This window comes from Rhodopila globiformis (assembly GCF_002937115.1).
In the GTDB taxonomy this organism is placed as follows: Bacteria; Pseudomonadota; Alphaproteobacteria; order Acetobacterales; family Acetobacteraceae; genus Rhodopila; species Rhodopila globiformis.
The window spans coordinates 1-21905 of the sequence record NZ_NHRY01000197.1 but is presented as its reverse complement, the minus strand read 5'-3'; the positions used below and the strand labels follow the sequence as shown (position 1 = coordinate 21905).

Sequence of the window (21905 nt, the reverse complement as noted above, 5' to 3'; positions counted from 1 at the left end):
CCAATCGCCGCTCGCCGCGGACCTACGACCGCGACCTCTACAAGGCGCGCCATCTGATCGAAAATTTCTTCGCCAGGCTCAAGCAGTTCCGTGCCATCGCAACCCGCTATGACAAGACTGCCCGCAACTTCCTCGCCGCGGTCCACCTCGCCGCCGCCGTCGTTTGGCTTAATTGACGACACGCCCTAGGTCGAGCGGACAGGCTTGCGCACCAGCCGCTCCTCGTCCTCCCAGGCATGCGCCGTCTCCGTCGCATGGCGGTCGGAGGTCGGCATGCCGGTGGGACGCTCGGAAATCCGGCGGTTGTACGAGGCGGCGCGGTCGTCGATCAGGCCATTCGGATCCCACTGGGCAGACATCAGCTGACCGACGGTCTTCCGGACGTCTTCCAGGATGACCGGCTTGATCAGGAAGGCGCTCGGCGGCTCCACACGATCGGAATTGGCCAGGCCATCAAGGTTGCCGCTGACGAATATCACCGGCATGCGCGGCTTCCGGCGCCGCATCAGGCCGGCCAGGGTCACGCCGTCGACCGGACCCGGCATCTTGATGTCGGTCATCAGCAGGTCGATGTCCTCATGCTCGAAGATGCCCAGGGCGGCGTCGCTGGCGCCGGCCCGGCTGATCCGGAAGCCGGCATCCGACAGGGCGCGCTCGAGGATATCGAGAATGATGTGCTCGTCGTCGACGACAAGAATATGGGGACGCGTCATCGAGGCTCTCCTGATCGCCGCGGACGGCCGGTTCCCGGCCGGGGCACTGCCGGCGGCACGATCGTTGCAGCATGGCGAACAGACTTCCATGCCCGGCACCGCCCGTGCAATGCAGTCCTCCGGTCCGATGGTAAATTGCGCGATGGCTCGCCCGCTGCGCGGGTTCCCGTAACGATCTGCCGCATTCTCAGCCCGTGCTGCCTTCATCGTCATGCCTTCGCCCGGCAAGCCGGACATGCCCACGCGCCGGCAATGGGAGCAACGCCGGGGGCAGGCGGCGGTTTCCGCCCGGATGCGGCGCTGGCCGGCCACGCCGCGGCGGTGCGAAACGCCCCGCCACCGGATGCCGCGCGGACCTCGCGACCCCGGGTTCGTTTCCGCTCCGCCGCCGGCGGTGGAACCGTGGCCGGGACGTCCCCGATCAAACCCTCGCGCGTCCGGTGACCGGGGCGGGCGCGCCCGGCCTCACCGGCGGGTGGGCGAGCGCCGCCTTCCGGACGTCCTGTCGCACGGACACGGCGACGTGCCCGTGCCCGAACCGGACCGGGGGCCTTCCGCCGCCGCCTCGGCGGACGTAACACCGTGTCCAATGCATGGTATGGAAGGGGATCGCGATGCGTTTGGGCTTTATCGGACTGGGGCGCATGGGTGCCGGCATGGCGGCCAACCTGCTCAAGGCCGGGCACCAGGTCACGGTATACAACCGGAGCCCGGACAAAGCGGCTGCCCTCGTCGAGCACGGGGCGACGGTGGCGAAGCAGGTCGCCGATGCCTGCCGCGGCGAGGCGGTGATCACCATGCTGGCCGACGACCATGCCGTTGAAAGCGTCGTCTTCGGCGAGCACGGGATCGTTGCGGCGCTGCCGGCGAATGCCGTGCACGTCTCCTGCAGCACGATCAGCGTCGCGCTGTCGCGCCGCCTCGCGCAGGCGCACGCGGCCGCGGGACAACGTTTCGTCGCCGCGCCGGTGTTCGGCCGCCCCGAGGCCGCCGCGGCCGCCAAGCTGTTCGTCGTGGCAGGCGGCGCGTTCGGCGTGATCGAGGCGGTCCGCCCGGTGCTGGAGGCCATCGGCCAGCGGACGTTCATCCTGTCGGACCAGCCGGATGCGGCGAACCTGGTGAAGCTCAGCGGCAACTTCCTGATCGCATCGGTGATCGAATCGCTCGGCGAGGCGATGGCGCTGGTCGGCAAGCGCGGCGTCGACCTGCACGCCTATCTCGAGATGCTGACCTCGACGCTTTTCAGCGCCCCGGTGTACCGGCTCTATGGTGGCCTGATCGTCGACGAGGCCTTCGAGCCGGCCGGCTTCGCGGCGGCGCTGGGCCTGAAGGACATCGACCTGGCACTCGCCGCGGGGCACGAGCTGCGGGTGCCGCTGCCGCTGGCCAGCCTGCTGCGCGACCGCTGCCTGACCCTGCTGGCGCACGGCGGCGGCACGCTGGACTGGTCCGCCGTCGGCGCGCTGGCCGGGCGGGACGCGAACGTCCCGGATCGCGTCGATCCCACTGGGTCGTAGCCGCGCCACCGGCCGTGCCGCGGCAGGGGTTTCGCCGCGGCGCCGGCCCGGTCCGCGAGATGCACGGATCGCCGGACCGGCCGGCCGCAGGCACGGGGACATTGACAAAACCGCCGTCCCGGCGCCGGCATGGCGCTCCCCAACCCGATCCCGAGGCACGCCATGTCCGAAGTCCGCATCTACCACAACCCCAGTTGCGGCACCTCGCGCAAGGTCCTGGGCCTGCTGCGCGACGCCGGGCTGGAGCCCACCGTCGTTGAATACCTGAAGACGCCTCCGTCGCGCGCGGAGCTGGTTTCCCTGCTCGACCGCATGGGCATGACGCCGCGGCAGATCCTGCGCCGCAGGGGCACGCCGTACGACGAGCTCGGCCTGGACGACCCTGCGAAATCCGACGAGGCGCTGCTCGACGCCATCCTCGCCCACCCGATCCTGATGGAGCGCCCGGTCGTGGTCACCCCGCGCGGCGTCCGCCTCTGCCGCCCGGCCGAGACGGTGCGGGACCTGCTGGGCTGACCACGCCCCATATGCGCTGACATAAAGGGGCACAGCGCGTGGTCGTCCCCCCACCGTCATGGCCGGGACACGCCCTATGGGCTACACACATCGCGGAAACAACCTGAAAATCAGGCCCTTGCCCCATGGCCCGGAGCATTCCTTCACCGTCATGGCGCGGCCTGTCGCTGGCGCGTTCACAGCCGTCACGGGACCCGTCCGGGGCGCTGTTGGCCGGGTACCGCGCGAATGCCTTCGCACCGGCTGGGCGCCGCTCGGTATCGCCATGAGACGACCGCGGCCGGCCTGAGGGATCGAGGCGACGATCGTACGCACGATCTGCGATTGCGGCAGGGCGGTGGCGGGTGCGCTCCGCCGGTGGTTCGTGCGGTGGATGGCGCCGATAAAACGCCAAGACGCCAAGTTCATGGCCAGCAATCCGCCGCCTGCCGCGATCAAGGGTATGACGAGCCCGGCCACGATCGTATGGGCCAGAGCCGCGGCAGATCGTTTCTACAGCAGACCGCAGGTTGGTTGAGACACGGCGACGGCGCACCTCACTCGTCATGGCCCGGCTTGTCCGGGCCACCTATTCCAGCACGTGTGCCGCGACAGGTGGCCCGGACAAGCCGGGCCATGACGAAAGGGAAACGCAGCGGCGGACCGTTTCCGAGATGTGTGCATCCCGTAGGGACAAGCCGAGCCATGACGATGAAGACAGGCCGTCTGCGTCCCAACTAACCTGCGGTCTGCTGTAGAGATCTGTGCATCCCGTAGAGACACGCCCGGCCATGATGAAGAGGCAATGGACCTGGCCCTGCCTCCAGGTCAGGACCCGAGGCTGAATAAGCGATCCACTTTCGGCGAGTCCTGCGTGCCAGCGCCATTTTGAGCGAACCGGAAGAACGTCCATTGGCGTGGCGACGCTGGCCGCACGCTATTCTTGGTGGCTTCGTGTCTTTGTGTTGCAACAGCAGAAGAAACCGCACGGACCCGTCCGTGTCCCACGGTCACCGTCCGCGCCGCCACAACCGCTGGCTTTAACACAAAGACATGAAGCCACTGAGAATAGCGGCGTCTGGCGCTACCCAGGGACAATCCCGTCCGCAGGAGCGATACGATCCGCATCGCCACCGGCTTCCGCGGCCCGGCCTTGCCCAGAGGCGCAACCCGTCATGAGCGAAACGCCAGTGGCCGGGCCTTCACCTTTCCGCTACAAAAGGTTCATCGATGGGTCGCGGCCCGCACCCTCGCCGCTCGCTTAGGAAGACATGCCATGGTTCAGAATTTTCCGGTAACGCGCCTCCGCCGCCTGCGGGCGACGCCGGCCATGCGTGACCTGTTCCAGGAACAGACACTGTCCGTGAACGATCTGATCTACCCGATTTTCGTCGAGGAAGACCTGGACGACTTCGCCCCGGTTGAATCGATGCCCGGCATCTGGCGCATTCCCGAGCGCAAGCTCGACACCGCGATCAAGGAAATCGCCGCGGTCGGCATCAAGGCGATCATGACCTTCGGCGTCAGCCACCACAAGGATGCCACCGGCAGCGACGCGATGAAGCGCGACGGGCTGACCGCCCGCATGGTCAAGCGTGCCAAGGACGCGGCACCCGACCTGGTGGTGATGTCCGACACCTGCTTCTGCGAATACACCAGCCACGGCCATTGCGGCGTGATCGTCGACGGCGACGTGCACAACGACCACACCATCGAGAACCTGGGCATCCAGGCGGTGATCGCGGCGGAAGCCGGCGCCGACATGATCGCCCCGTCGTCGATGATGGACGGCCAGGTGACGGCGATCCGCAAGGCGCTCGACGGCGCCGGTTTCGTCAACACGCCGATCATGTCGTACTCGTCGAAGTTCGCCTCGGCCTACTACGGCCCGTTCCGCGCCGCCGCCGGCTGCGACCTGGAGGGCGACCGCAAGGCCTACCAGATGAACCCGATGAACGTCCGCGAGTCGCTGCGCGAGTCCGACATCGACGAGGCGGAAGGCGCCGACGTGCTGATGGTCAAGCCGGCCGGGCCGTATCTGGACGTGCTGATCCAGATCAAGCAGCGCAGCCTGCTGCCGCTGGCGGCGTACCAGGTCAGCGGCGAGTATGCGATGATCAAGTTCGCCGCCGCGGCCGGCGCGATCGACGAGGAGCGGGTGATGCTGGAAAGCTTGGGCGCGATCAAGCGGGCCGGTGCCGATCTGATCCTGACGTATTTTGCAATGGATGTCGCACGGCGGGGTTTGTGAAACATTTGGCGCCGGAATTTGCGCTAAATCAACGAGGCGTAAACGTCGATCAACGTACTCACGCGTAGCGTCAACGCCGGCTTCATCACATATTTGCAAGCAACCTCGAACTAAAGGACATACTGGCTGACCTGATCGTGCGCGCCATTGTCGATTTGGCCGCTGGCAAGCATTTTCCAGCCAGCCGTACCTGATGCCCGGCCGAGACGGCATGTGTCCCGGCCGAGCACGTTGCGCCGCCGCCAATTCGCGGCGCAACGCAGATAGCCGCGCAGATCGCCGCTTAACGGGCAGCCCCGGTGCCGCCTGTCGCCTGCGAGGAACGCGCCTGTAATGCTGAATCAACCGAGTACCGCCGGACCGACCAAAGCCGCGACCGGCATCGTCGGGCTCGACGATGTCCTGCTCGGCGGCCTGCCGGCCGGCCGGCCCTGGTCTGTGGCACTGCCGGATGCGGCAAGACGCTGCTCGCCGTCACCTTTCTGGTCAACGGTGCCACGCAGTACGGTGAACCGGGCGTGCTGATGACCTTCGAGGAGCGCGCCGAGGACCTCGCCGCCAACGTCGCCTCGCTCGGCTATGATCTCGACGGGCTGACCGAAGCCGGCCGCCTGGTCATCGTCCATGTTCGCGTCGAGCGCAGCGAAATCGAGGAAACCGGGCAGTACGACCTCGAGGGGCTGTTCATCCGGCTCGGCTACGCGGTCGACACCATCGGCGCCAAACGGGTGGTGCTGGATACCATCGAGGCGCTGTTCGCCGGGTTCACCGACGTTGGCATTTCTACGGGCGGAGTTGCGCCGGCTGTTCGCCTGGCTCCGGGACCGCGGCCTGACCGCCATCATCACCGGCGAACGCGTCGACGGCGTGCTGACCCGCTACGGGCTGGAGGAGTACATCTCCGACTGCGTGATCCTGCTCGACAACCGGGTCGAGGATCAGATCACCACGCGGCGGGTGCGGGTCGTGAAGTACCGGGGCTCGGCGCACGGCACCAACGAATACCCGTTCCTGATCGACTCCAAGGGCATCAGCGTGCTGCCGCTGACGCCGGCCGGAATCACCCGTCCGGTCTCGGATGACATCGTCTCCAGCGGCATCGCCGGGCTGGATGCGATGCTGCGCAGCGGCGGATTCTACCGCGGCTCCTCGATCCTGCTGTCCGGCGTCGCCGGCACCGGCAAGACCACCGCCGCCAGTCATTTCGCCGATGCCGCCTGCCGCCGCGGCGGGCGCTGCCTGTTCTTCGCCATGGAAGAGGGCGCCGAGGAAGTCTGCCGCAACGTCCGCTCGGTCGGCCTTGACCTGCAGCAGTGGATCGATGCCGGGCTGCTGCGCTTTGAAGCCGCGCGGCCGACCCTGTACGGGCTGGAGATGCACCTCGCGCGGATGGGCCGCGACCTGCGGACCTTCGCGCCGTCGGTGGTGGTGGTCGATCCGATCTCGGCGTTCCGCGGGCCGGAGCCGGAGGTGCACGCGACGCTGCTGCGCATGGTGGACCTGCTCAAAAGCCGTGGCATCACCGCGCTGTTCACCAGCCTGGGCACCGCAAAACCGTTGCGCAGCAGTGCCGAATATGGCTTGTCTTCGCTTATGGACGCCTGGATCACGCTGATGGACGTGGAGGCGAATGGCGAGCGCAACCGCGTGCTCTACGTCATCAAGGCCCGCGGCATCAGCCATTCCAACCAGGTGCGGGAGTACCGCCTGACCGATGACGGGATTGAGCTGATCGATCCGTATATCGGCCCGGAGGGCGTGCTGACCGGCACCGCCCGCCTGACGCAGGAGGCACGGGAACATGCGGCGGTTGAGCAGCGGCGGCGCGAGGCGGCTCAGCTTCGGCGGGAGATCGAGCGCCGGCGCGCCGCGCTGGAGCGCCAGATCGCCGAACTCCAGGTGACGCTGGAGGCCGATGCGCAGGAAGCCGAGGCGCTTCGGCAGGAGGAGGCGGCGCATGACACCATGCTGTCGCGCGACCGCAATGCTGTCGCCGCAAGGCGAAGTAATCCGGCACGACGGAGCCGCTACCCCGGGTGGAGGAGCCGTTCGTTGATGCCGACAGCGATCCCGGCTATTATAGCTTGCGTCTCTACGTGGCAGGGCAGACGGCAAAGTCGATGGCGGCCATGACCAATGTCAGACGGGTCTGCGAGACGCATCTGGCGGGACGCTACGAGATCGAGGTGATCGACCTGGTGCAGAACCCGCGGTTGGCGGTAGGCGACCAGATCCTGGCGATCCCCACCTTGGTGCGCCGGCTGCCGGCGCCGCTGAAGCGGATCATCGGCGATCTGTCCGACACCGAACGGGTGCTGGTCGGCCTCGACATCCGGCCGAAGGAACCGCTGACATGACGCAGCAGGCCAGACAACCATTGGCGGATGCATTTCGGCTCCGGCTGATCGTCGCCGGCAGCACGCCCCGGTCGCGGCTGGCGATCGAGAACCTGCGGAGCCTGTGCCGGGATAGCCTGGGTAGACCGTCCGACGTCGAGATCATCGACATCTATCAGCAACCGGAGTGCGCGCGTGACTACGATGTCTGCGCGGCGCCGACGCTGGTCCGCCTGCTGCCGCTGCCGGTGCGACGGATCGTCGGCGACCTGTCCCGGCGTGATCGCGTGCTACAGGCGTTGGGCCTCCCGCCCCCGCTGCCGGCAGGGCGGCCGTGACGTCGCCGGATGAGGCACTGCGGCAGCGCATCCGCGACCTGGAGGCACGCCTCGATGAATCCGAAGAGACCCTTGACGCCATCAGGCGCGGCGAGATCGACGCCGTCATAGTGACCGACGGGCGCGGCGGACAGCGCATCTATACCCTGGAAAGCGCCGATCGGCCGTATCGCGTGCTGATCGAGCAGATGCAGGAAGCCGCGGTGACGCTGGAGCCGGATGGCACCATCATCTACTGCAACCGGCGCCTGGCCGCGATGCTGGACGTGCCTCTTGAGAAACTGATCGGCCGCAGCCTGCAGCCATTTCTTTTACCTGACGATGGCCGCTGCTTCCGGCTCCTGTTGGAAGATGCGCGCCGGACCGGCATTCGTCGGGAAATGACATTGTACACCGGGGATGGGCATGCGTTTCCGGCGCAGGTTTCGCTCGGCCTGCTGGACGACACGGGCACCACGGCGCTGGGCGGCGTGCTGACCGACCTGACGGCGCAGAAGATGCACCTGCAGGAACTGGCCGAGGCCAACACCCGGCTGTCGAACGAGATCGCCGAGCGCGAGCGGGCCGAAAGCGCCCTGCGGCAGGCACAGAAGATGGAGGCCATCGGCCAACTCACCGGCGGCATCGCTCACGACTTCAACAACATGCTGCAAGCCATCACCAGCGGCATCACGCTGGCGCAGCGGCGCCTGAGCGGTGGCCAGTGGCAACAGTCGCAGGACCTGCTGGAAGCGGCGCTGCTGGCGGCGGGCCGTGCCGCGACGCTGACGCAGCGCCTGCTCGGCTTCGGCCGGCGCCAGACGCTGAACCCGCAACTGGTGCGGCTGGAGGCGCTTATCGACGGCATGCAGGCGCTGATCCAGCGCACCGTCGGCCCGGCGATCGCCGTCGCCATCCGGGTCCCGGAGGACTGCCGGCCGATCCGGTGCGACCCCAACCAGCTTGAGAACGCGCTGCTGAACCTCGCGATCAATGCCGCGACGCCCTGCCGGCAACGGGCGGGCGAATCGAAATTTCCGCCGCGCACGAAGCGCTGACCGAGGCGGACACCCGTCCATGGCATGAAGTGAGCCCGGGCGATTTCGTGCGCATCACTGTCTCCGACACCGGCAGCGGCATGTCGCCCGACGTGCTGGCGCATGCGTTCGAGCCGTTCTTCACCACCAAGCCGGACGGACAGGGAACCGGGCTCGGGCTCAGCCAGCTCTATGGCTTCATCCGGCAGTCGCGGGGCATCGTGCGGCTGGAGAGCACCGTCGGCGGCGGCACCTCGGTGCATCTCTATCTGCCGCGCGTCGAGGCCGGGCCGGAGGATGCGGTGGCGGTGGCGCAACCGCGGCTGCAGCCGAAGCCGGCCGCGCCGGTGGAGCCGGCGACCGTGCTGCTGGTCGAGGACGAGGAGGTGATCCGCGAGATCACGGCGGAGGCGCTACGCGAGCTGGGCTTTCGCGTGATCGAGGCCAACGATGGCCCTGACGGGCTGGAGGCGTTGCAGCGCGAGCTGGCGGCGTCGGAAGCGGGCGCGGTAAGCCTGCTGCTGACCGACGTCGGCCTGCCCGGTGGCCTGAACGGCCGCCAGCTCGCCGACGCCGCCCGGGAGATGGTTCCGGGCCTGCCGATCCTGCTGATCACCGGGTATGCCGGTGATGCGCTGAACCAGCAGGGGCGGCCGGGACCCGATATGGCGGTCCTGCTGAAGCCGTTCGACCTGGAGGTCCTGGCCGACAAGGTGGAGTCGATGATCGGCCGCCGGGCGGCGGCCTGATACCGGGCGCCCGAATCTCCGACACGCCGGCACCGGCTTGTCATCGTCATGCCGGGGGCGGGCCATGACGAGCCAAGCGCCGTCAACCCAACCTGGCTGCCGTTTGCCGTCCTGATCGCGACGCCTTCGGGCACGCCGCGAAAGGTGATGCCGTCGTCGCCGGCGAATGGCTGATGTGGTGTCCGTGGCGCGGCACGCACCGGCTACCCGGCTGGACGGAAAAAGGCGAGGCGTGAGCGGCGCGTCAGGCCGCGTGCATGGTCGGGATCCGCGCCAGGATGTCGGCCATGGCGCGTTCGGCCTGCCAGAGGTCGCGGGCCTGCTGCATCGCGAGCCAGACGCGCGGGCCATTGCCGCAGAGCTTGCCGACGCGGACGGCCATCTCGGGCGTCATGGCAACGTCCTCGGCCAGTAGCCGGTGCAGCGCCTGGCGGGACACGCCCAGCGCGGCGGCGGCGGCGGTCACGCTCAGGTCAAGCGCCGGCAGCACGTCTTCGCGCAGGATCGCGCCGGGATGCGTGGGTTCGCGGTTTGGATCACGGTGACTGTCGGGCATGGGCATCTCTGTGAGTGATGGTTTTGGCAGTGCTGGCGTCAGTGATAGTTCTCAAGGTCAACGTCGATCACGTCGGCGCCGTCCCAGCCGAAGGTGATGCACCATGGGCCGTTGACGTGGATGCTGTAGACGCCGGCGCGATTGCCGCTCAGGGGGTGGAAGTCGAAGCCCGGAATGTTCAGGTCCGACGGCGTGATAGCCTGATCCAGCGCGTCCAGGCGGCGAGAAACGCGGGCATGCAGTTGCGCCGCGATCCGGGAGCCGTCGGATTTTTCCCAGAACAGCCGCAACGGCTTGCTTCTGAACGACCTGATCACAGCTTTCGTGTAACTCTTTAGGTTACACTTGTCAACTGCCAAGTTACAGTTTTGAGGTTTGCATGAACGATCGACACGGCGAGACGCTGGCCGGCTTCCTGGCGCGCTCGGACCGGCCCCATGGCCCTGGCCAGACCTGACGGACAGCCAATTTCCTGTCGTATTTGGATTTTTTGGCTTCCTGGCAGTTCTGGCGCCGGTTGCACACGGAGTATTCCACGTATTTAATGGTATGATGAATCTAAGAACGTGCGCTTTTGTGCGCCGCACAACGTAGCGTCGTTTGGCGCGCGAATCTTGCGGTGCCCCCTTGTTGCGTCCGGTCGGCCGGGGCCGCACTTCCCCCTGGCCGGCTGCGTTCTATCCAGCAGGCTGTCACCGGTGCCGGCGCAACCGCCCCGACAGCCCCGGGCCGCGACGGCCCTGCCGATCGGCGCAGAGGAGACACGATGACACGAACCGAAATCCTGACGCGCTACCTCGAGCTGCGCGACAGCAGCAAGTATCTTCACAATGCCGCGCTCAAGTTCGTCGCCCCCGCGACGTTCATCGAGCACGCCAGGCGGCTTGGGCTGATGGTGGGGCGCACGCTGGTGGCGGAGAGCGAGGCGGAAATGACCCTCGCCAATGACCTTGCCGTCTACACCGCCAAGGAGGGCCGCTCCACCGCGCTGGACCGCTATGCGCGGACGCATCCGCCGGCGCCCGGCTCGGATGAGGCGCTGGTGCTGAACGCCACGCGCCACGCCCGCTTCTCGATCTGGCGCATCGAACGGCGGCACGAGGCGGCCGGGCTGATCGTCCTCGACCTGCTGCGGGACCAGGAGGCATGGCTGGTCGACCGGAACCTGGAAGCAAATGCGGTGGACGGAATGGCCATTGCCGCGCGTCTCTACGAGCCGGAAAGCTTTGCCATGACCTCCGGCGTCATCGTGCCGACGCTACCCAAGGTGATGGAGCGGGTCATGCACGATGCCGAGGCATGGCGGCACGAAACCCGCGAGCAGATCGCACGGGACCCGCGCTTTGCGGTGGCCGTCTATCGCGCGGCGATCGCGTCCGGCCTCATGGCCAACGTCGCGTTCGCGCCGCCTGGTGCCGCGGAAAGCGGCGCGGACCATGAGGATCCGGTGGACGACCGGGGCTAGTACAGGCCGTCGAAAGTGGCGACCCTGGTTCAGCCCGCCGGAAATGCCGCCCCTGCTGGATGTGGCAGAAGGCCCGCCGCCTTTTGCTCTTGCCGCCATCGGCAAGGAATGGGGGGCTGAAGCCGGGGCGGTGGCAGTGCCTCCCCCGGAACCGTCCGTGCCTGCGCGTTCTTCCTTGATTTTCAACACGGAGAAAGCGGAGGACGACGAAGCGCCACGGAGACCGGACCTTGCGGGCGACGCGGGACCGGACAAGCGACATCCTTGGCCTGGCGATCACGCGCATCGCAGCATTGCCGGGCCTGGTCGAAGCGGTTCATATTTGGGCTTGTTGCAGAATAATCGCTCCCATTGTCGCAGAGGCAGTTTGTCGCAGAAGCAGTTTGTCGCAGGGGCGGTCCAACTGTCATGGCCGGTAGCCGGACAAGCCCGGGGCACAGGCTTTGGCCGGCCAACCACGCCTTTGCTGTGATCAGCACGAGGCGTGGCTGGTGGCCCGGAGCCTGTGCCCGGGCTTGACCCCGGTAGCCGCCATGACGGGGAAAACCCGGTGCGCCGATCGGGCGGATCGGTTATTTCGCCCCAGATCCTTTGTACCTGCGCACGGCGTGCGCCGCATCGCTGGCTGACTCGTTCACACCCTTCGTGGCACGCCGTGCGTCCTTCGCGTTCTCCGTGTTAAAAATCGGTCGCCGATCCAGGCTCTGCCGCTGTCTTGTCCCCCCCCCGCGGGGACGACGCTGCCGCGCACATGTCGCAGTACTTTTGGCCACCTACTCAGGCGTTCCGGCTGGTTGAGGGCCACTGGCGATACCCTGACGGTACTGAGCGGCCGGTGCCTCCCAATCCAATTTCATTGGAGAAGTCAACGAGATGGGCACTTCCCTCTGCAACCGTACCGGCAACGTTGCCCCCAAGGACAGGCTTCGACGCCCCCCTCGGCACCGGGGCATTTCCAGCAACAGACTGAAACCGCGGATCGTCGTTCGGAAACCTGAATTGCCACGCCAGGGTATTGACAGGTCGGCCACCCGGGACGTAGCAAGCGCCGGTAAACTGAAGGACCTGTGATGCTTGTTCTCCTGGCGATTGTCTGCATAGTTTTCCTCGCGTACGCGACGAGCTTCGATACGATGTACGAGGCGCTGCCCCAGCAGGTGCGCGACATGATCCATGGTGCCTGCCAGAACCGCGCCGGCAAGTAGATCCTGCCGGCGCGTCTCGCGCGAAACCATGCTTCCGCGAAGCCCTGCCGGCAACGGCAGGGCTTCGGTCCGTGCGGCGGGGCCACCTGCGGCACTATTTCATTTCAGACATTCCCGTTGTCCCGGCGACCATGCGCCAGGCGCGGCGGAATACCGTACTGGCCCGGCAACGACAGCGCCTCAGGCGGCTCCGGACTGGCCGCGCCGGGCAAGTCCCCGCGCCGGGGCGCCGCTGCTAGACGGTGTCTTTCACCTCGACGAGCTGAGGGCACGGCCTCAGCTTGCCGCCCGGCTCGCCGCTGGAAGGAACGCCCTTGGCATCGAGGCGCACAATGCTGCCCTGGCAGCGAAACGTCCCGGCCTCGGTGTTCACCAGGCCGGTCGCCTCGGCCCTGGCAAGGGCAAAAGGGGTGAGAAACAACGCCGCTAGAATAATCCGGTCCACGGTTGCCTCGGTACTGGTTAAATCCCGCCGAAACGTTGATCCTCCCCAGACTCCAGGCAGTAACCGGCAGCATCATGAGCGGTTGCGCGGCACGTGGCTGACAACCCCTCGATCAGTCCCGGTGCGTCGTTGGCCGTATTCCGCCCAACTGACGCGTACGTTTGAATACACAAGAGTCGTGCCGGTGTCGATACCGTTCACGCGGGCGGCGACGGTTCCCCGCGGAAAATTCGCCGGCAGCCAGTGCCACGCCCCGATCGGAGCCGCGTCAGCCCGGCATGCAGGCGGGTGCCGGCCAGGATGGTGGCGTCGCCGCCCTGCCCGCGCTACAGCGTCAGCCCGCCGTCGATGACCACGGCCTGGCCGGTCATGAATTCGGCCGCGTCGCCGCACAGGTAGACCGCCAGCGCGGCGATTTCCTCGGGCGTGCCGAGCCGCCCCATCGGCTGGCGGCCCACGAACGCCGCCCGCGCGGCATCGACCGAGCCGGCCGCGGCGGCATTCTGCGCGATGCGCTCATCCAGGCTCGGCGTGCCGACCGTGCCGGGGCAGATGCAGTTGCAGCGGATACCTTTGGACACGTAGTCGGTGGCGACCGAGCGGGTCATGCCGATGACCGCCGCCTTGGTCGCGCTGTAGATGAAGCGATTGGGCACGCCCTTCAGGCTGGACGCGACCGAGGCGATGTTGACGATCACGCCGCGGCCGCGGGCGAGCATGCCGGGCAGGAAGGCCTGCATGGTGTGGAACATCGACCGGCAGTTCAGGTCGAAGGCGAACGACCACTCGGCGTCGGTGGCCTCCTGCAGCGTGCCCTGGTGCACCACGCCGGCGCAGTTGAACAGGATGTCGATCGGCCCGGCGTCCTGCGCCGCCTGCGCGATCGCGGCGCGGTCCAGCACGTCGAGCCGTGTGGCGCGGACCTGCTCCGACGCAAGACCGGCAAGTTTCGCCGCGTCCACGTCGGTGGCGACAACGCGGGCGCCGGCGGCGGCGAAGGCCTGCGCGGTGGCGCGGCCGATACCCTGGCCGGCCGCGGTCACAAAGGCTGTCTTCCCCGACAATGTTGGCATTGGCCCCTCCCCTCCAGGCCGGTTGATCCGGCGATGCCCCATGGGTTAGGCCATTCCGCGCGGCGCGTCACGCCGTGCGGGTGGGCAAGCGGACTGGCGGGACAAGATCGTTGCCGGATCGTCGTGTCCCGGCCATGGCGGCGACAGAGCGGCAAGTCAGCGCCGGGCGTGGGCCTCGTATTCGTCGTGGCGGCGCCACCAGACGCCTGCCTCGTTGCGTCCCCGGGGGGCGCGGTCGAGCCACTGGTACATGCCCCACAGGCCATCCAGTCCGCGCGCATAAGTGGAATAGGTGTGGTAAACGACGCCGTCCTCCAGCACGAACGCGCTCATGCCCGGCCGATCGCGGGAATACGTGGCGGGGTCGGTTCCGGCCATGGAAGCAAATTCGGCGACAGGCCCGGCAACCGGTGCCGCGTCCATCGCATGCCCGCCGCGTTGGTAGTTGTATTCGATACGGCCCTCGCGCTGCTGCGCCTCGGTGAAGGAAACGGCGAAGTCGAAATTGAAGTCGCCGCCGTGCGAGGATGCCCACGGGAACGTCCATCCCATCCGCTGCTTGTACGCCTGCAGCTTCGCCAGCGGCGCCCGCGACACCGCCGACAGCGTGACGTCGTGATTCGCCAGGTGGACGACGCAGCCGTCGAACCCGTCCGCGATCGCCGAGCAGGACGGGCAGCCCGCCTTGTAGCCGGGCCCGAACATGAAGTGATAGACCAGCAGCTGCGACCGCCCGCGGAACAGGTCCGCCAGCGAGGCGCTGCCCTCATCGGTATCGAAACGGTATGGCGTGTCGATCCGCACCCACGGCAGCGCCTGCCGCCGCTGCGCCAGCTCGTCGCCGCGCCGGGTGAATTCCTTCTCGGCCGCAAGCAGTTCAAGGCGTGCCTTCAGCCATTCATCCCTGGAAACGACTTCGTTGTGCATGGTGAACCTCCTGTCCGTGGAAAGTGTCGATGGCGACGACGGCCGAGGCCGCACTGGCCGTGAAACAGCGGCGGTCGTTGCCGGCTCGTCATGCCGGCCCTGCGGCGGCGATGACGGCAGAGCGGCCACGCCGGCTGGCGATGAGCTTCAGCCAGGGTGCCGAATGGAACGCGCTCATCAGCGCGTACATCCCCGCCATGCCGCCCAGCGGCGACCCGGGGTGCGCGGCCGCGCAGAGCAGGTCCCGCGGATCACCGCCGGAAACGCCCGCAAGCAGCGCCATGATCGCGAAGGTCGGCGCGGCGGCGAGGCATATCCAATCGGCCGCACCGAAGGCCGAAACTGTCAGCCATCCCTTCCGTGTCCCGGCCGTCTGTGTCGTCATGGGTCCCGCTCCGTTCATCGTGTGTCGTGACGTAGATTGGTGGCGGTCATCGAATGGCGGGAGTGACAAGTGTGGCGGGATTCCGATGGACTCGCTGATCACGGCCGCGGCGCGCGCGCTTGCCACGGGTGACCTGCTCGGCGCCCTGAACCGCGTCGCCCTGCGCGACGACGCGCCTGCGCTGGCCCTGCGCGGCATTGCAATGGCGCAGCTTGGCGATTTCGCCCGGGCAAGGACCCTCCTGCGCAGCGCCGCGCGCGCGTTCGGGCCGAAGGAGGTCGTGGCCCGCGCGCGATGCGTCGTCGCCGAGGCCGAAGTCGCGCTCGTCTCGCGCGACCTGGGCTGGCCGGCGAAGGCGCTTGACACGGCGCGGGCGACGCTGGAACGGCATGGCGACCGGGCCAACGCGGCGCATGCGCGGTATCTCGAAATCCGGCGCCTGCTGCTGATCGGGCACCTCGACGAGGCCGAGCGTGGACTTGCCGGGCTCGACCCCGCGCCGCTGCCGCCCGCCTCGCGGGCCGTCCATGAGCTGGTGGCGGCGGGGATCGCCATGCGGCGGGTGCGGACCGAGGCGGCGCGCGCCGCGCTGGCGCGGGCCGGGTGTGCCGCGCGCGACGCCGGCATCGCCGCGCTGGTCGCGGAGGTGGACAGCGCATCCCGCGCGCTGGACACGCCCGCGGCGCGCCTGGTCGCGCACGGCGAGGAGCGGCTGCTGCTGCTTCAGGATGTCGAGGCCTTGCTGGCGTCGGAGGCGCTCGTCGTGGACGCCTGCCGCCATGTGGTGCGCGACCGGCACGCGGCGGTGCCGCTCGCGCGGCGTCCGGTGCTGTTCGCGCTCGCCCGCGCCCTGGGCGAGGCGTGGCCCGGCGACGTGCCGCGGGACGTGCTCGTCGCGCGGGCGTTCCGGGCGAAACGGGCCGATGAATCACATCGCGCGCGGCTGCGGGTGGAGGTCGGGCGGCTTCGCGCGGCGCTGCGTGCGGTGGCCGGCGTCAGCGCGACGAAGCGCGGGTTTGCACTGGCGCCACGCCGCGCGGCCGAGGTCGTCGTGCTGGCGCGGCCGATCGAGGAGCAGCATGCGGCGGTGCTGGCGTTGCTGGCCGATGGTGAGGCGTGGTCGAGTTCGGCCCTGGCATTGGCGCTTGGCGCCAGCCAGCGCACCGTGCAGCGGGCGCTCGATGCGCTGGCGGCGGCGGGCAAGGTGCGGGCGTTCGGGCGTGGCCGGGCGCGGCGCTGGATGACGCCGCCGGTGCCGGGATTCACGACAACGTTGTTACTCCCGGCGCCGCTGCCGGGTGGCTAGGCTGGACGGATGATACGGGCAGCGGCTGAAATCCTGCGTGAATATGGACCCTTTCCGGGTGTCGAGCGCGTACGTGGCGTCTCGTTTGATGGCCGGAACGTCTGGTTTGCGTCCGGCGACAGGCTGAACGTGCTCGATCCCGGGAGCGGGACGATGGTGCGCGTGCTCGATGTCGCCGGGCATGCCGGGACAGCCTTTGATGGCCGGCACCTGTTCCAACTGGCCGAGGACCGCATCCAGAAGATCGACCCGGCAACCGGGCGGGTGCTGGCGACGATCCCGGCGCCGGGTGGTGGCGGTGACTCGGGGCTTGCATGGGCCGAGGGGACGCTGTGGGTGGGGCAATACCGGGGGCGCAGGATCCATCAGATCGATCCCGCCACGGGCGCGACCCTGCGCACCATCGAGTCCAACCGTTTTGTCACCGGGGTCACCTGGGTTGACGGTGAATTGTGGCACGGGACGTGGGAGGCGGAGGAGAGCGATCTGCGCCGGATCGATCCCCGGACGGGGGAGGTGCTGGAGAGGCTGGACCTGCCATCCGGCATGGGTGTTTCGGGGCTGGAATCCGATGGCGGCGACCGGTTCTTCTGCGGCGGCGGAAGCAGCGGAACGGTGAGGGCCGTCCGCCGGCCCAGGCGGGACTCTGCGACGGGTGGCGGCTCCAGGAGCCCTGACAACGCGGGATGAGGCGACGGTTGGAAAAGGATTTGGTGCCCGGTCCGCCGGTCCTCCGTCATGGCCGGGCGTGTCCCCATCCGCGCTAACTTACAGCAGACCGCAGGTCGGTTGGGACACTGAGCCCCCTGTCCTCATCGTCATGGCCCGGCTTGTCCGGGCCACCTGTCGCGGCACAAGTGCTGGAATAGGTGGCCCGGACAAGCCGGGCCATGACGAAAGGGAACCGCAGCGGCGGACCGTTTCCGAGATGTGTGCATCCCGTAGGGACACGCCCAGCCATGACGATGAGGGAGCGCCGTCGCCCTGTCTCAATCGACCTGCGGCCTGCTGTAGCACGGCGTGAGGCACAGTCGTTCCCACCACGTCATAGCGGCCGCAGGCCTGCCATCCACGCCTTTGCTGATAGCGGCACCACAAGGCGTGGATGCCGGGCCTTCGCCCGGCATGACGATTGGGAATGGCCGCCCTGTGGTCGTCTCCTTAGTAGCGCTTATAGGGCGTGTCCCGGCCATCTACCCCCCCACCGCCGAAGCGCGGATGGCCCGGACAAGCCGGGCCATGACGGAGTTGCAACGGTCGGAGCCTCCGCCGGTCGGCGCAGCGGCATGCGCCGTGCGGCTGGCAGGACCTCCCCTACTCCCCCAGGTAAAGACTGCGGATCAGCGCGTTGTTGTCCAGGTCCGCGCGCGACTGCGCCTCGAACCCGATCGCGCCGTGCACGATGACATACCCCCGGTCGGCGATGCGGATGGCCTCGGTGAAGTTCTGCTCGGCCATCAGCACCGTCAGGTGATAGCTCTCCTTCAGTTCGCGGATCTTGTCGATCGTCCGCGTCACCATCAGCGGCGCCAGGCCGACCGAGGGCTCGTCGATCAGCAGCAGCCGTGGCGCCGACATCAGGGCGCGGGCCAGGGCCAGCATCTGCTGCTCGCCGCCGCTCATCAGCCCGGCCAGTTGGGTGCGCCGTTCCGCGAGGCGGGGGAAGACCTCGAAGCAGAACTCCAGGTTCTGCTGCAGCCTTGTGCGCGCCGCCTTGCGGTAGGCGCCCATCAGCAGGTTCTCGGTCACCGACAGGCGCGGGAACAGCCGCCGCCCCTCCGGCACGATGGCGATGCCCAGGTCGACGATCGCCTCGGTCGGCATGCCGATCAGCTGATGCGACCGGCCATCGATCTCGGCGACGATGGAGCCGGCGCCCGGGCGCACCATGCCCATGACCGCCTTCATCAGCGTCGACTTCCCGTTGCCGTTGGTGCCCAGCAGCGCCACGGTCTCGCCGGCGCCGACGCGCAGCGAGACGCCGTGCAGGATGCGCACCGCGCCGTAACCGGCCTCCAGGCCGGTGATGGCCAGGCTAGCGGCCAAGGTAGGCCGCCACCACGTCGTCGTCGCGGATCACCTCGTGCGGCGGCCCGTCGGCGATCTTGCGGCCGGCCACCAGCACCACGAGGCGCTGGGAGAAGGCCAGCACCGCCCGCATGATGTGCTCGATCATGATGAAGGTGATCCCCGACTCGTTCAGCTTCAGCAGCATCGCCAGGATCTCGTCCACCTCGCGGTGCGACAGCCCGGCCATCACCTCGTCGGCGATCAGCATCTGCGGGTCGCTGGCCATGGCCTTGGCGAGTTCCAGCTTGCGCATCTCGATCTGCGTCAGGTCCGCCGGCCTTTGGTGCGCCTTGCCGCCCAGGCCGACCATGTCCAGCAGCGCCTCGGCCCCGTCGCGCAAGCCGCTGCCGGGCCCGCGGTGCCCGCGCGACCGGGCGGCGTACAGGATCGGCACCTGCACGTTCTCGGCCAGCGTCATGGTGTGGAACGGCCGCGGCAACTGGAAGCTGCGCGCCAGGCCGAGCCGCGTCCGGCGGTGCGCCGGCAGGCCGTCCAGCCGGTGGCCGTTGAAGGTGACCGAGCCGGCGTCGTTGCGCAGCGTGCCGCAGATGCAGTTGACCAGCGTGCTCTTGCCCGAGCCGTTGGGGCCGATCAGGCCGAGCCGCTCGCCGCGGGGGACGGCCAGGGTGATGTCGGACAGGGCGACGAAGCCGCCGAAGCGCTTGCCGACGGCGGCGACGTCGAGCAACGGGCCGCTCATCGCTGGAACCACCCGACAATGCCGCGCGGGGCGGCGATGACGAACAGCACCAGCAGCACGCCGACGATCAGCAGCGACAGCGCGGACGAGATCGTCACCGTCGCCACCTGCTGCAACGTCCCCAGCAGCACGGCGCCGATGACCGGGCCAAGCCAGGAGGCGGTGCCGCCAATCAGCGGCATGGCGATGGTGTTGACGGCGTAGCTGAGGGAAAAGCCCGAGGCCGGGTCCAGGTAGGTGACGTAGTACGGCAGCGGCGCCCCCGCCATGCCCATGAAGCCGCCCGACAGCACGGTCGCCAGCAGCTTCAGCCGCAGCGTCGGCACGCCGGCGGCCTCGGCCGCGCCCTCGTCGTCGCGGATCGAGGCGAAGCCCAGGCCCAGCGTGGAGTGCTGGATGGCGCGGGCAGCGACGACGGCGATGACCGACAGGGCCAGCATCAGCAGGAACAGATACTCGATGTAGTTGCCGCCGAGCAGCGGGGACTTCGCCGGCCGGATGACGTAGGCGCCGCGCGAGCCGCCGACGAAGTCCCAGTTGGTGACCAGCGTCTGCATCACAACGGCCATGGCCAGGGTAGCGATGGAGAAGAACGTGCCGCGCAGGCGCAGCGTCAGGTAGCCGGTGCCCAGGCCGACGATTCCGGCCAACACCCCGCCGATGAGGATCATGACCGGCATCGGCAGGCTGGTGGTCTTGTGCAGCACCACGGTGGCGTAGGCGCCGATGGCGAAGAACGCGGCGGTGCCGAAGTTCACATAGCCGGTGAAGCCGCCCAGGATGTTCCACGCCGTCGCCAGCACGATGTATTGCAGCACGACGTAGCCGGCGAAGAACACGTACTGGTTGCCGATCAGCTTCGCCGCGATGAACACGCAGGCGGCGACGACCACGGCGCCGAGGCCGAAGCGGAGATTTTCCATCAGCCGCGCCCGAACAGCCCGGCGGGCCGCACCGCCAGGGTCAGCAACAGGAAGCCGAACGCCACCGCCGGCGACCAGGAGGGGCCGTACAGCGTGGTTGTGAGGCTCTCCACCACGCCCAGCACCATTGCCGCCACGACGGTGCCGCTGAAGCTGGACAGCCCGCCCATGACGCAGATGGCGAATATCCGGCCGATGTAGTCGCCGGCGATGGAGGGCTCGACCGGCTGGATGATGATCAGGACGGCGCCGGCGACCGAGCAGGTGGCGATCGACAGGCCGAAGGCGATACGCTTGATCCGGCTGGGATTGGCCGCCATCAGCCGCAGCGCGACGGGGTCCTGCGCCACCGCCTGGATCGCGCGGCCGGTGAAGGTGCGGGACATGAAGACTTGCAGTGCGCCAATCAGCGCCAGTGAAACCACGGCCGGGACCAGCAGGCGGAGCGGCAGTTCGATCACGCCCAGGTGCAGGCTCGGGCCGATATAGGGTGCCGCCACCAGGCGGTAGTCCACGCCGAACACCAGGATCAGCGCGACCTCGGTGATGAACAGCAGGCCGAAGAAGAACGCCAGGCCGCGGATCGAAGCGTCGCCGCGCCGCTCGAACGACAGGTCGTAGACGGCATAGATGGCGACGCCCAGCAGGTAGAACGCCGGCAGCAGGACGATGCTGGTCAGGATCGGGTCGAAGCCGAACGTGCTGTTGGCGATGTAGGCGGTATAGGAGCCCAGCAGGATGAACGCCGGGTGGGCGATGTTGACGATGTCCAGCATGCCGAACGAGATCGAGACGCCGATGGACACGGCGGCATAGAACCCGCCCAGCAGCAGGCCGGACACGATGGCGTTGCCCAGCAGATCGAATGACAGGTCCATGCGTTGTCTTTGGCTGTTTCCTTCCCCAGCGGTCACTGTGGCGGAACGCTGAGCGGTTGACCAGGGGGCGTGGAGGGTACTCACGCGGACGAGAGAGCCCGCTTCACAGTGATGATCGAGCAGCCCAGGCGTTGGGGGGTACTTACGCGGACGGGAGAGCCTTCCTCAGTCCGCCCCGGGCATTGCAAAAACATTGCGCTGTCCGTGCAAAAGACCAATTGCGGCTCGAATCTCTGGCGGCCATGAGACGGACGGATAATACCAATAATCCGGACCATTGACTGGTTCAGATGGAACCGGACTTTCAGTGAGCCGTGCAAACGCCGCACGAACCCGTAAGGGTTGGTGCACAATTGAAGAAATACGCACCATGCAAATTTCCTAACGTAACCGGGAGTTCCCCCGGCTCTGCCGGGGAGGCAGCAGCAGTTTGACATTTGCGGGGGTAGGCCCCGGTTCGCCCATCAATGAAACTCTGGAGCGTGAGCCGCCAAAGCACACGCTGATGGAGTTCCATCAATGGACGAATTCGAGAGCCTAAATCACACCAAATGGGA

24 protein-coding genes and 1 pseudogene are annotated in these 21905 nt (G+C 67.9%); 14 read left to right on the top strand and 11 right to left on the bottom strand.

The features are described 5' to 3' along the window. Positions 1-176, top strand: a 176-nt coding sequence (locus CCS01_RS18290) for a transposase (protein WP_146101497.1), incomplete at its 5' end; no start/stop codon positions are given. Between the two features lie 9 nt (positions 177-185). Here the strand turns inward: CCS01_RS18290 and CCS01_RS18285 are convergent. Further along, positions 186-713 (bottom strand): response regulator, encoded by a 528-nt coding sequence (locus CCS01_RS18285; RefSeq protein WP_158258475.1) that lies wholly within the window; start codon positions 711-713, stop codon positions 186-188. A 614-nt stretch (positions 714-1327) separates the two neighbouring features. Here CCS01_RS18285 and CCS01_RS18280 point away from each other — a divergent pair. The 9 genes and pseudogenes from CCS01_RS18280 (at position 1328) to CCS01_RS18245 (ending at position 9415) form a co-directional block, all read left to right on the top strand. Further along, positions 1328-2230 carry an NAD(P)-dependent oxidoreductase gene (locus CCS01_RS18280; RefSeq protein WP_104520209.1) on the top strand — a complete coding sequence of 301 codons (903 nt, stop codon included), beginning with the start codon at positions 1328-1330 and terminating at the stop codon, positions 2228-2230. Between the two features lie 162 nt (positions 2231-2392). Then, the gene (arsC, locus tag CCS01_RS18275; protein ID WP_104520208.1) at positions 2393-2746 is read left to right on the top strand and encodes an arsenate reductase (glutaredoxin); all 354 of its coding nucleotides are present in this window, start codon (positions 2393-2395) and stop codon (positions 2744-2746) included. A gap of 1255 nt (positions 2747-4001) precedes the next feature. Beyond that, positions 4002-4976, top strand: coding sequence for a porphobilinogen synthase (hemB, locus tag CCS01_RS18270; RefSeq protein WP_104520207.1), 975 nt, complete (start codon positions 4002-4004; stop codon positions 4974-4976). A gap of 299 nt (positions 4977-5275) precedes the next feature. Next, positions 5276-5680, top strand: a pseudogene (locus tag CCS01_RS35745) (ATPase domain-containing protein); the annotation flags it as partial. Positions 5681-5750: 70 nt separating this feature from the next. Next, positions 5751-7109, top strand: a complete 1359-nt coding sequence (kaiC, locus tag CCS01_RS18265) for a circadian clock protein KaiC (RefSeq protein ID WP_275112936.1) — start codon at positions 5751-5753, stop codon at positions 7107-7109. After that, positions 7106-7333, top strand: coding sequence for a circadian clock KaiB family protein (locus CCS01_RS18260; RefSeq protein WP_239992222.1), 228 nt, complete (start codon positions 7106-7108; stop codon positions 7331-7333). Before kaiC ends, CCS01_RS18260 begins: the two co-directional genes overlap by 4 nt. Next, positions 7330-7650 (top strand): circadian clock KaiB family protein, encoded by a 321-nt coding sequence (locus CCS01_RS18255; RefSeq protein ID WP_104520205.1) that lies wholly within the window; start codon positions 7330-7332, stop codon positions 7648-7650. The genes CCS01_RS18260 and CCS01_RS18255 overlap by 4 nt, the downstream gene beginning before the upstream one ends. Beyond that, entirely contained in the window at positions 7647-8687 is a 1041-nt protein-coding gene (locus tag CCS01_RS18250) for a PAS domain-containing protein (RefSeq protein ID WP_104520204.1), read from the top strand. Before CCS01_RS18255 ends, CCS01_RS18250 begins: the two co-directional genes overlap by 4 nt. Before the next feature lie 29 nt (positions 8688-8716). After that, positions 8717-9415, top strand: coding sequence for an ATP-binding protein (locus tag CCS01_RS18245; protein WP_104520203.1), 699 nt, complete (start codon positions 8717-8719; stop codon positions 9413-9415). Between the two features lie 244 nt (positions 9416-9659). Here the strand turns inward: CCS01_RS18245 and CCS01_RS18240 are convergent, their stop codons facing one another. Both CCS01_RS18240 and CCS01_RS18235 read right to left on the bottom strand, forming a co-directional pair. Beyond that, a complete protein-coding gene (locus CCS01_RS18240) occupies positions 9660-9971 on the bottom strand; it encodes a HigA family addiction module antitoxin (protein ID WP_104520211.1) in 312 nt (103 codons plus the stop codon). Positions 9972-10009: 38 nt separating this feature from the next. Further along, a complete protein-coding gene (locus CCS01_RS18235) occupies positions 10010-10288 on the bottom strand; it encodes a type II toxin-antitoxin system RelE/ParE family toxin (RefSeq protein ID WP_104520202.1) in 279 nt (92 codons plus the stop codon). 449 nt (positions 10289-10737) lie between these two features. On the opposite strand from CCS01_RS18235, the gene CCS01_RS18230 reads away from it, so the two are divergent. Further along, the gene (locus CCS01_RS18230; protein ID WP_193540148.1) at positions 10738-11436 is read left to right on the top strand and encodes a hypothetical protein; all 699 of its coding nucleotides are present in this window, start codon (positions 10738-10740) and stop codon (positions 11434-11436) included. Positions 11437-12506: 1070 nt separating this feature from the next. Beyond that, positions 12507-12641 carry a hypothetical protein gene (locus CCS01_RS35740; protein WP_275112935.1) on the top strand — a complete coding sequence of 45 codons (135 nt, stop codon included), beginning with the start codon at positions 12507-12509 and terminating at the stop codon, positions 12639-12641. A 235-nt stretch (positions 12642-12876) separates the two neighbouring features. On the opposite strand, the gene CCS01_RS18225 is transcribed toward CCS01_RS35740, so the two are convergent. The 4 genes from CCS01_RS18225 to CCS01_RS18210 form a co-directional block, all read right to left on the bottom strand. After that, on the bottom strand, positions 12877-13086 hold the full coding sequence (locus tag CCS01_RS18225; protein ID WP_104520201.1) for a hypothetical protein: 210 nt from the start codon (positions 13084-13086) through the stop codon (positions 12877-12879). 326 nt (positions 13087-13412) lie between these two features. Beyond that, positions 13413-14159: an SDR family oxidoreductase gene (locus CCS01_RS18220; RefSeq protein WP_104520200.1), complete on the bottom strand. Its 747-nt coding sequence runs from the start codon at positions 14157-14159 to the stop codon at positions 13413-13415. Positions 14160-14315: 156 nt separating this feature from the next. Next, positions 14316-15086, bottom strand: coding sequence for a DUF899 domain-containing protein (locus CCS01_RS18215; RefSeq protein ID WP_104520199.1), 771 nt, complete (start codon positions 15084-15086; stop codon positions 14316-14318). An 88-nt stretch (positions 15087-15174) separates the two neighbouring features. Further along, a complete protein-coding gene (locus CCS01_RS18210; protein ID WP_104520198.1) occupies positions 15175-15471 on the bottom strand; it encodes a hypothetical protein in 297 nt (98 codons plus the stop codon). Positions 15472-15556: 85 nt separating this feature from the next. On the opposite strand from CCS01_RS18210, the gene CCS01_RS18205 reads away from it, so the two are divergent. Further along, positions 15557-16777: a helix-turn-helix domain-containing protein gene (locus tag CCS01_RS18205; RefSeq protein WP_104520197.1), complete on the top strand. Its 1221-nt coding sequence runs from the start codon at positions 15557-15559 to the stop codon at positions 16775-16777. 153 nt (positions 16778-16930) lie between these two features. After that, a complete protein-coding gene (locus tag CCS01_RS18200; RefSeq protein WP_239992220.1) occupies positions 16931-17467 on the top strand; it encodes an NHL repeat-containing protein in 537 nt (178 codons plus the stop codon). 624 nt (positions 17468-18091) lie between these two features. Here CCS01_RS18200 and CCS01_RS18195 read toward each other — a convergent pair. The 4 genes from CCS01_RS18195 to CCS01_RS18180 are packed head-to-tail and all read right to left on the bottom strand — an operon-like array spanning position 18092 to position 21348. Further along, a complete protein-coding gene (locus CCS01_RS18195) occupies positions 18092-18823 on the bottom strand; it encodes an ABC transporter ATP-binding protein (protein ID WP_104520195.1) in 732 nt (243 codons plus the stop codon). Next, positions 18813-19547 carry an ABC transporter ATP-binding protein gene (locus tag CCS01_RS18190; protein WP_104520194.1) on the bottom strand — a complete coding sequence of 245 codons (735 nt, stop codon included), beginning with the start codon at positions 19545-19547 and terminating at the stop codon, positions 18813-18815. Before CCS01_RS18190 ends, CCS01_RS18195 begins: the two co-directional genes overlap by 11 nt. Then, entirely contained in the window at positions 19544-20470 is a 927-nt protein-coding gene (locus tag CCS01_RS18185) for a branched-chain amino acid ABC transporter permease (RefSeq protein WP_104520193.1), read from the bottom strand. Before CCS01_RS18185 ends, CCS01_RS18190 begins: the two co-directional genes overlap by 4 nt. Beyond that, positions 20470-21348, bottom strand: coding sequence for a branched-chain amino acid ABC transporter permease (locus tag CCS01_RS18180; RefSeq protein ID WP_104520192.1), 879 nt, complete (start codon positions 21346-21348; stop codon positions 20470-20472). The genes CCS01_RS18185 and CCS01_RS18180 overlap by 1 nt, the downstream gene beginning before the upstream one ends. Positions 21349-21905 lie beyond the last annotated feature (557 nt).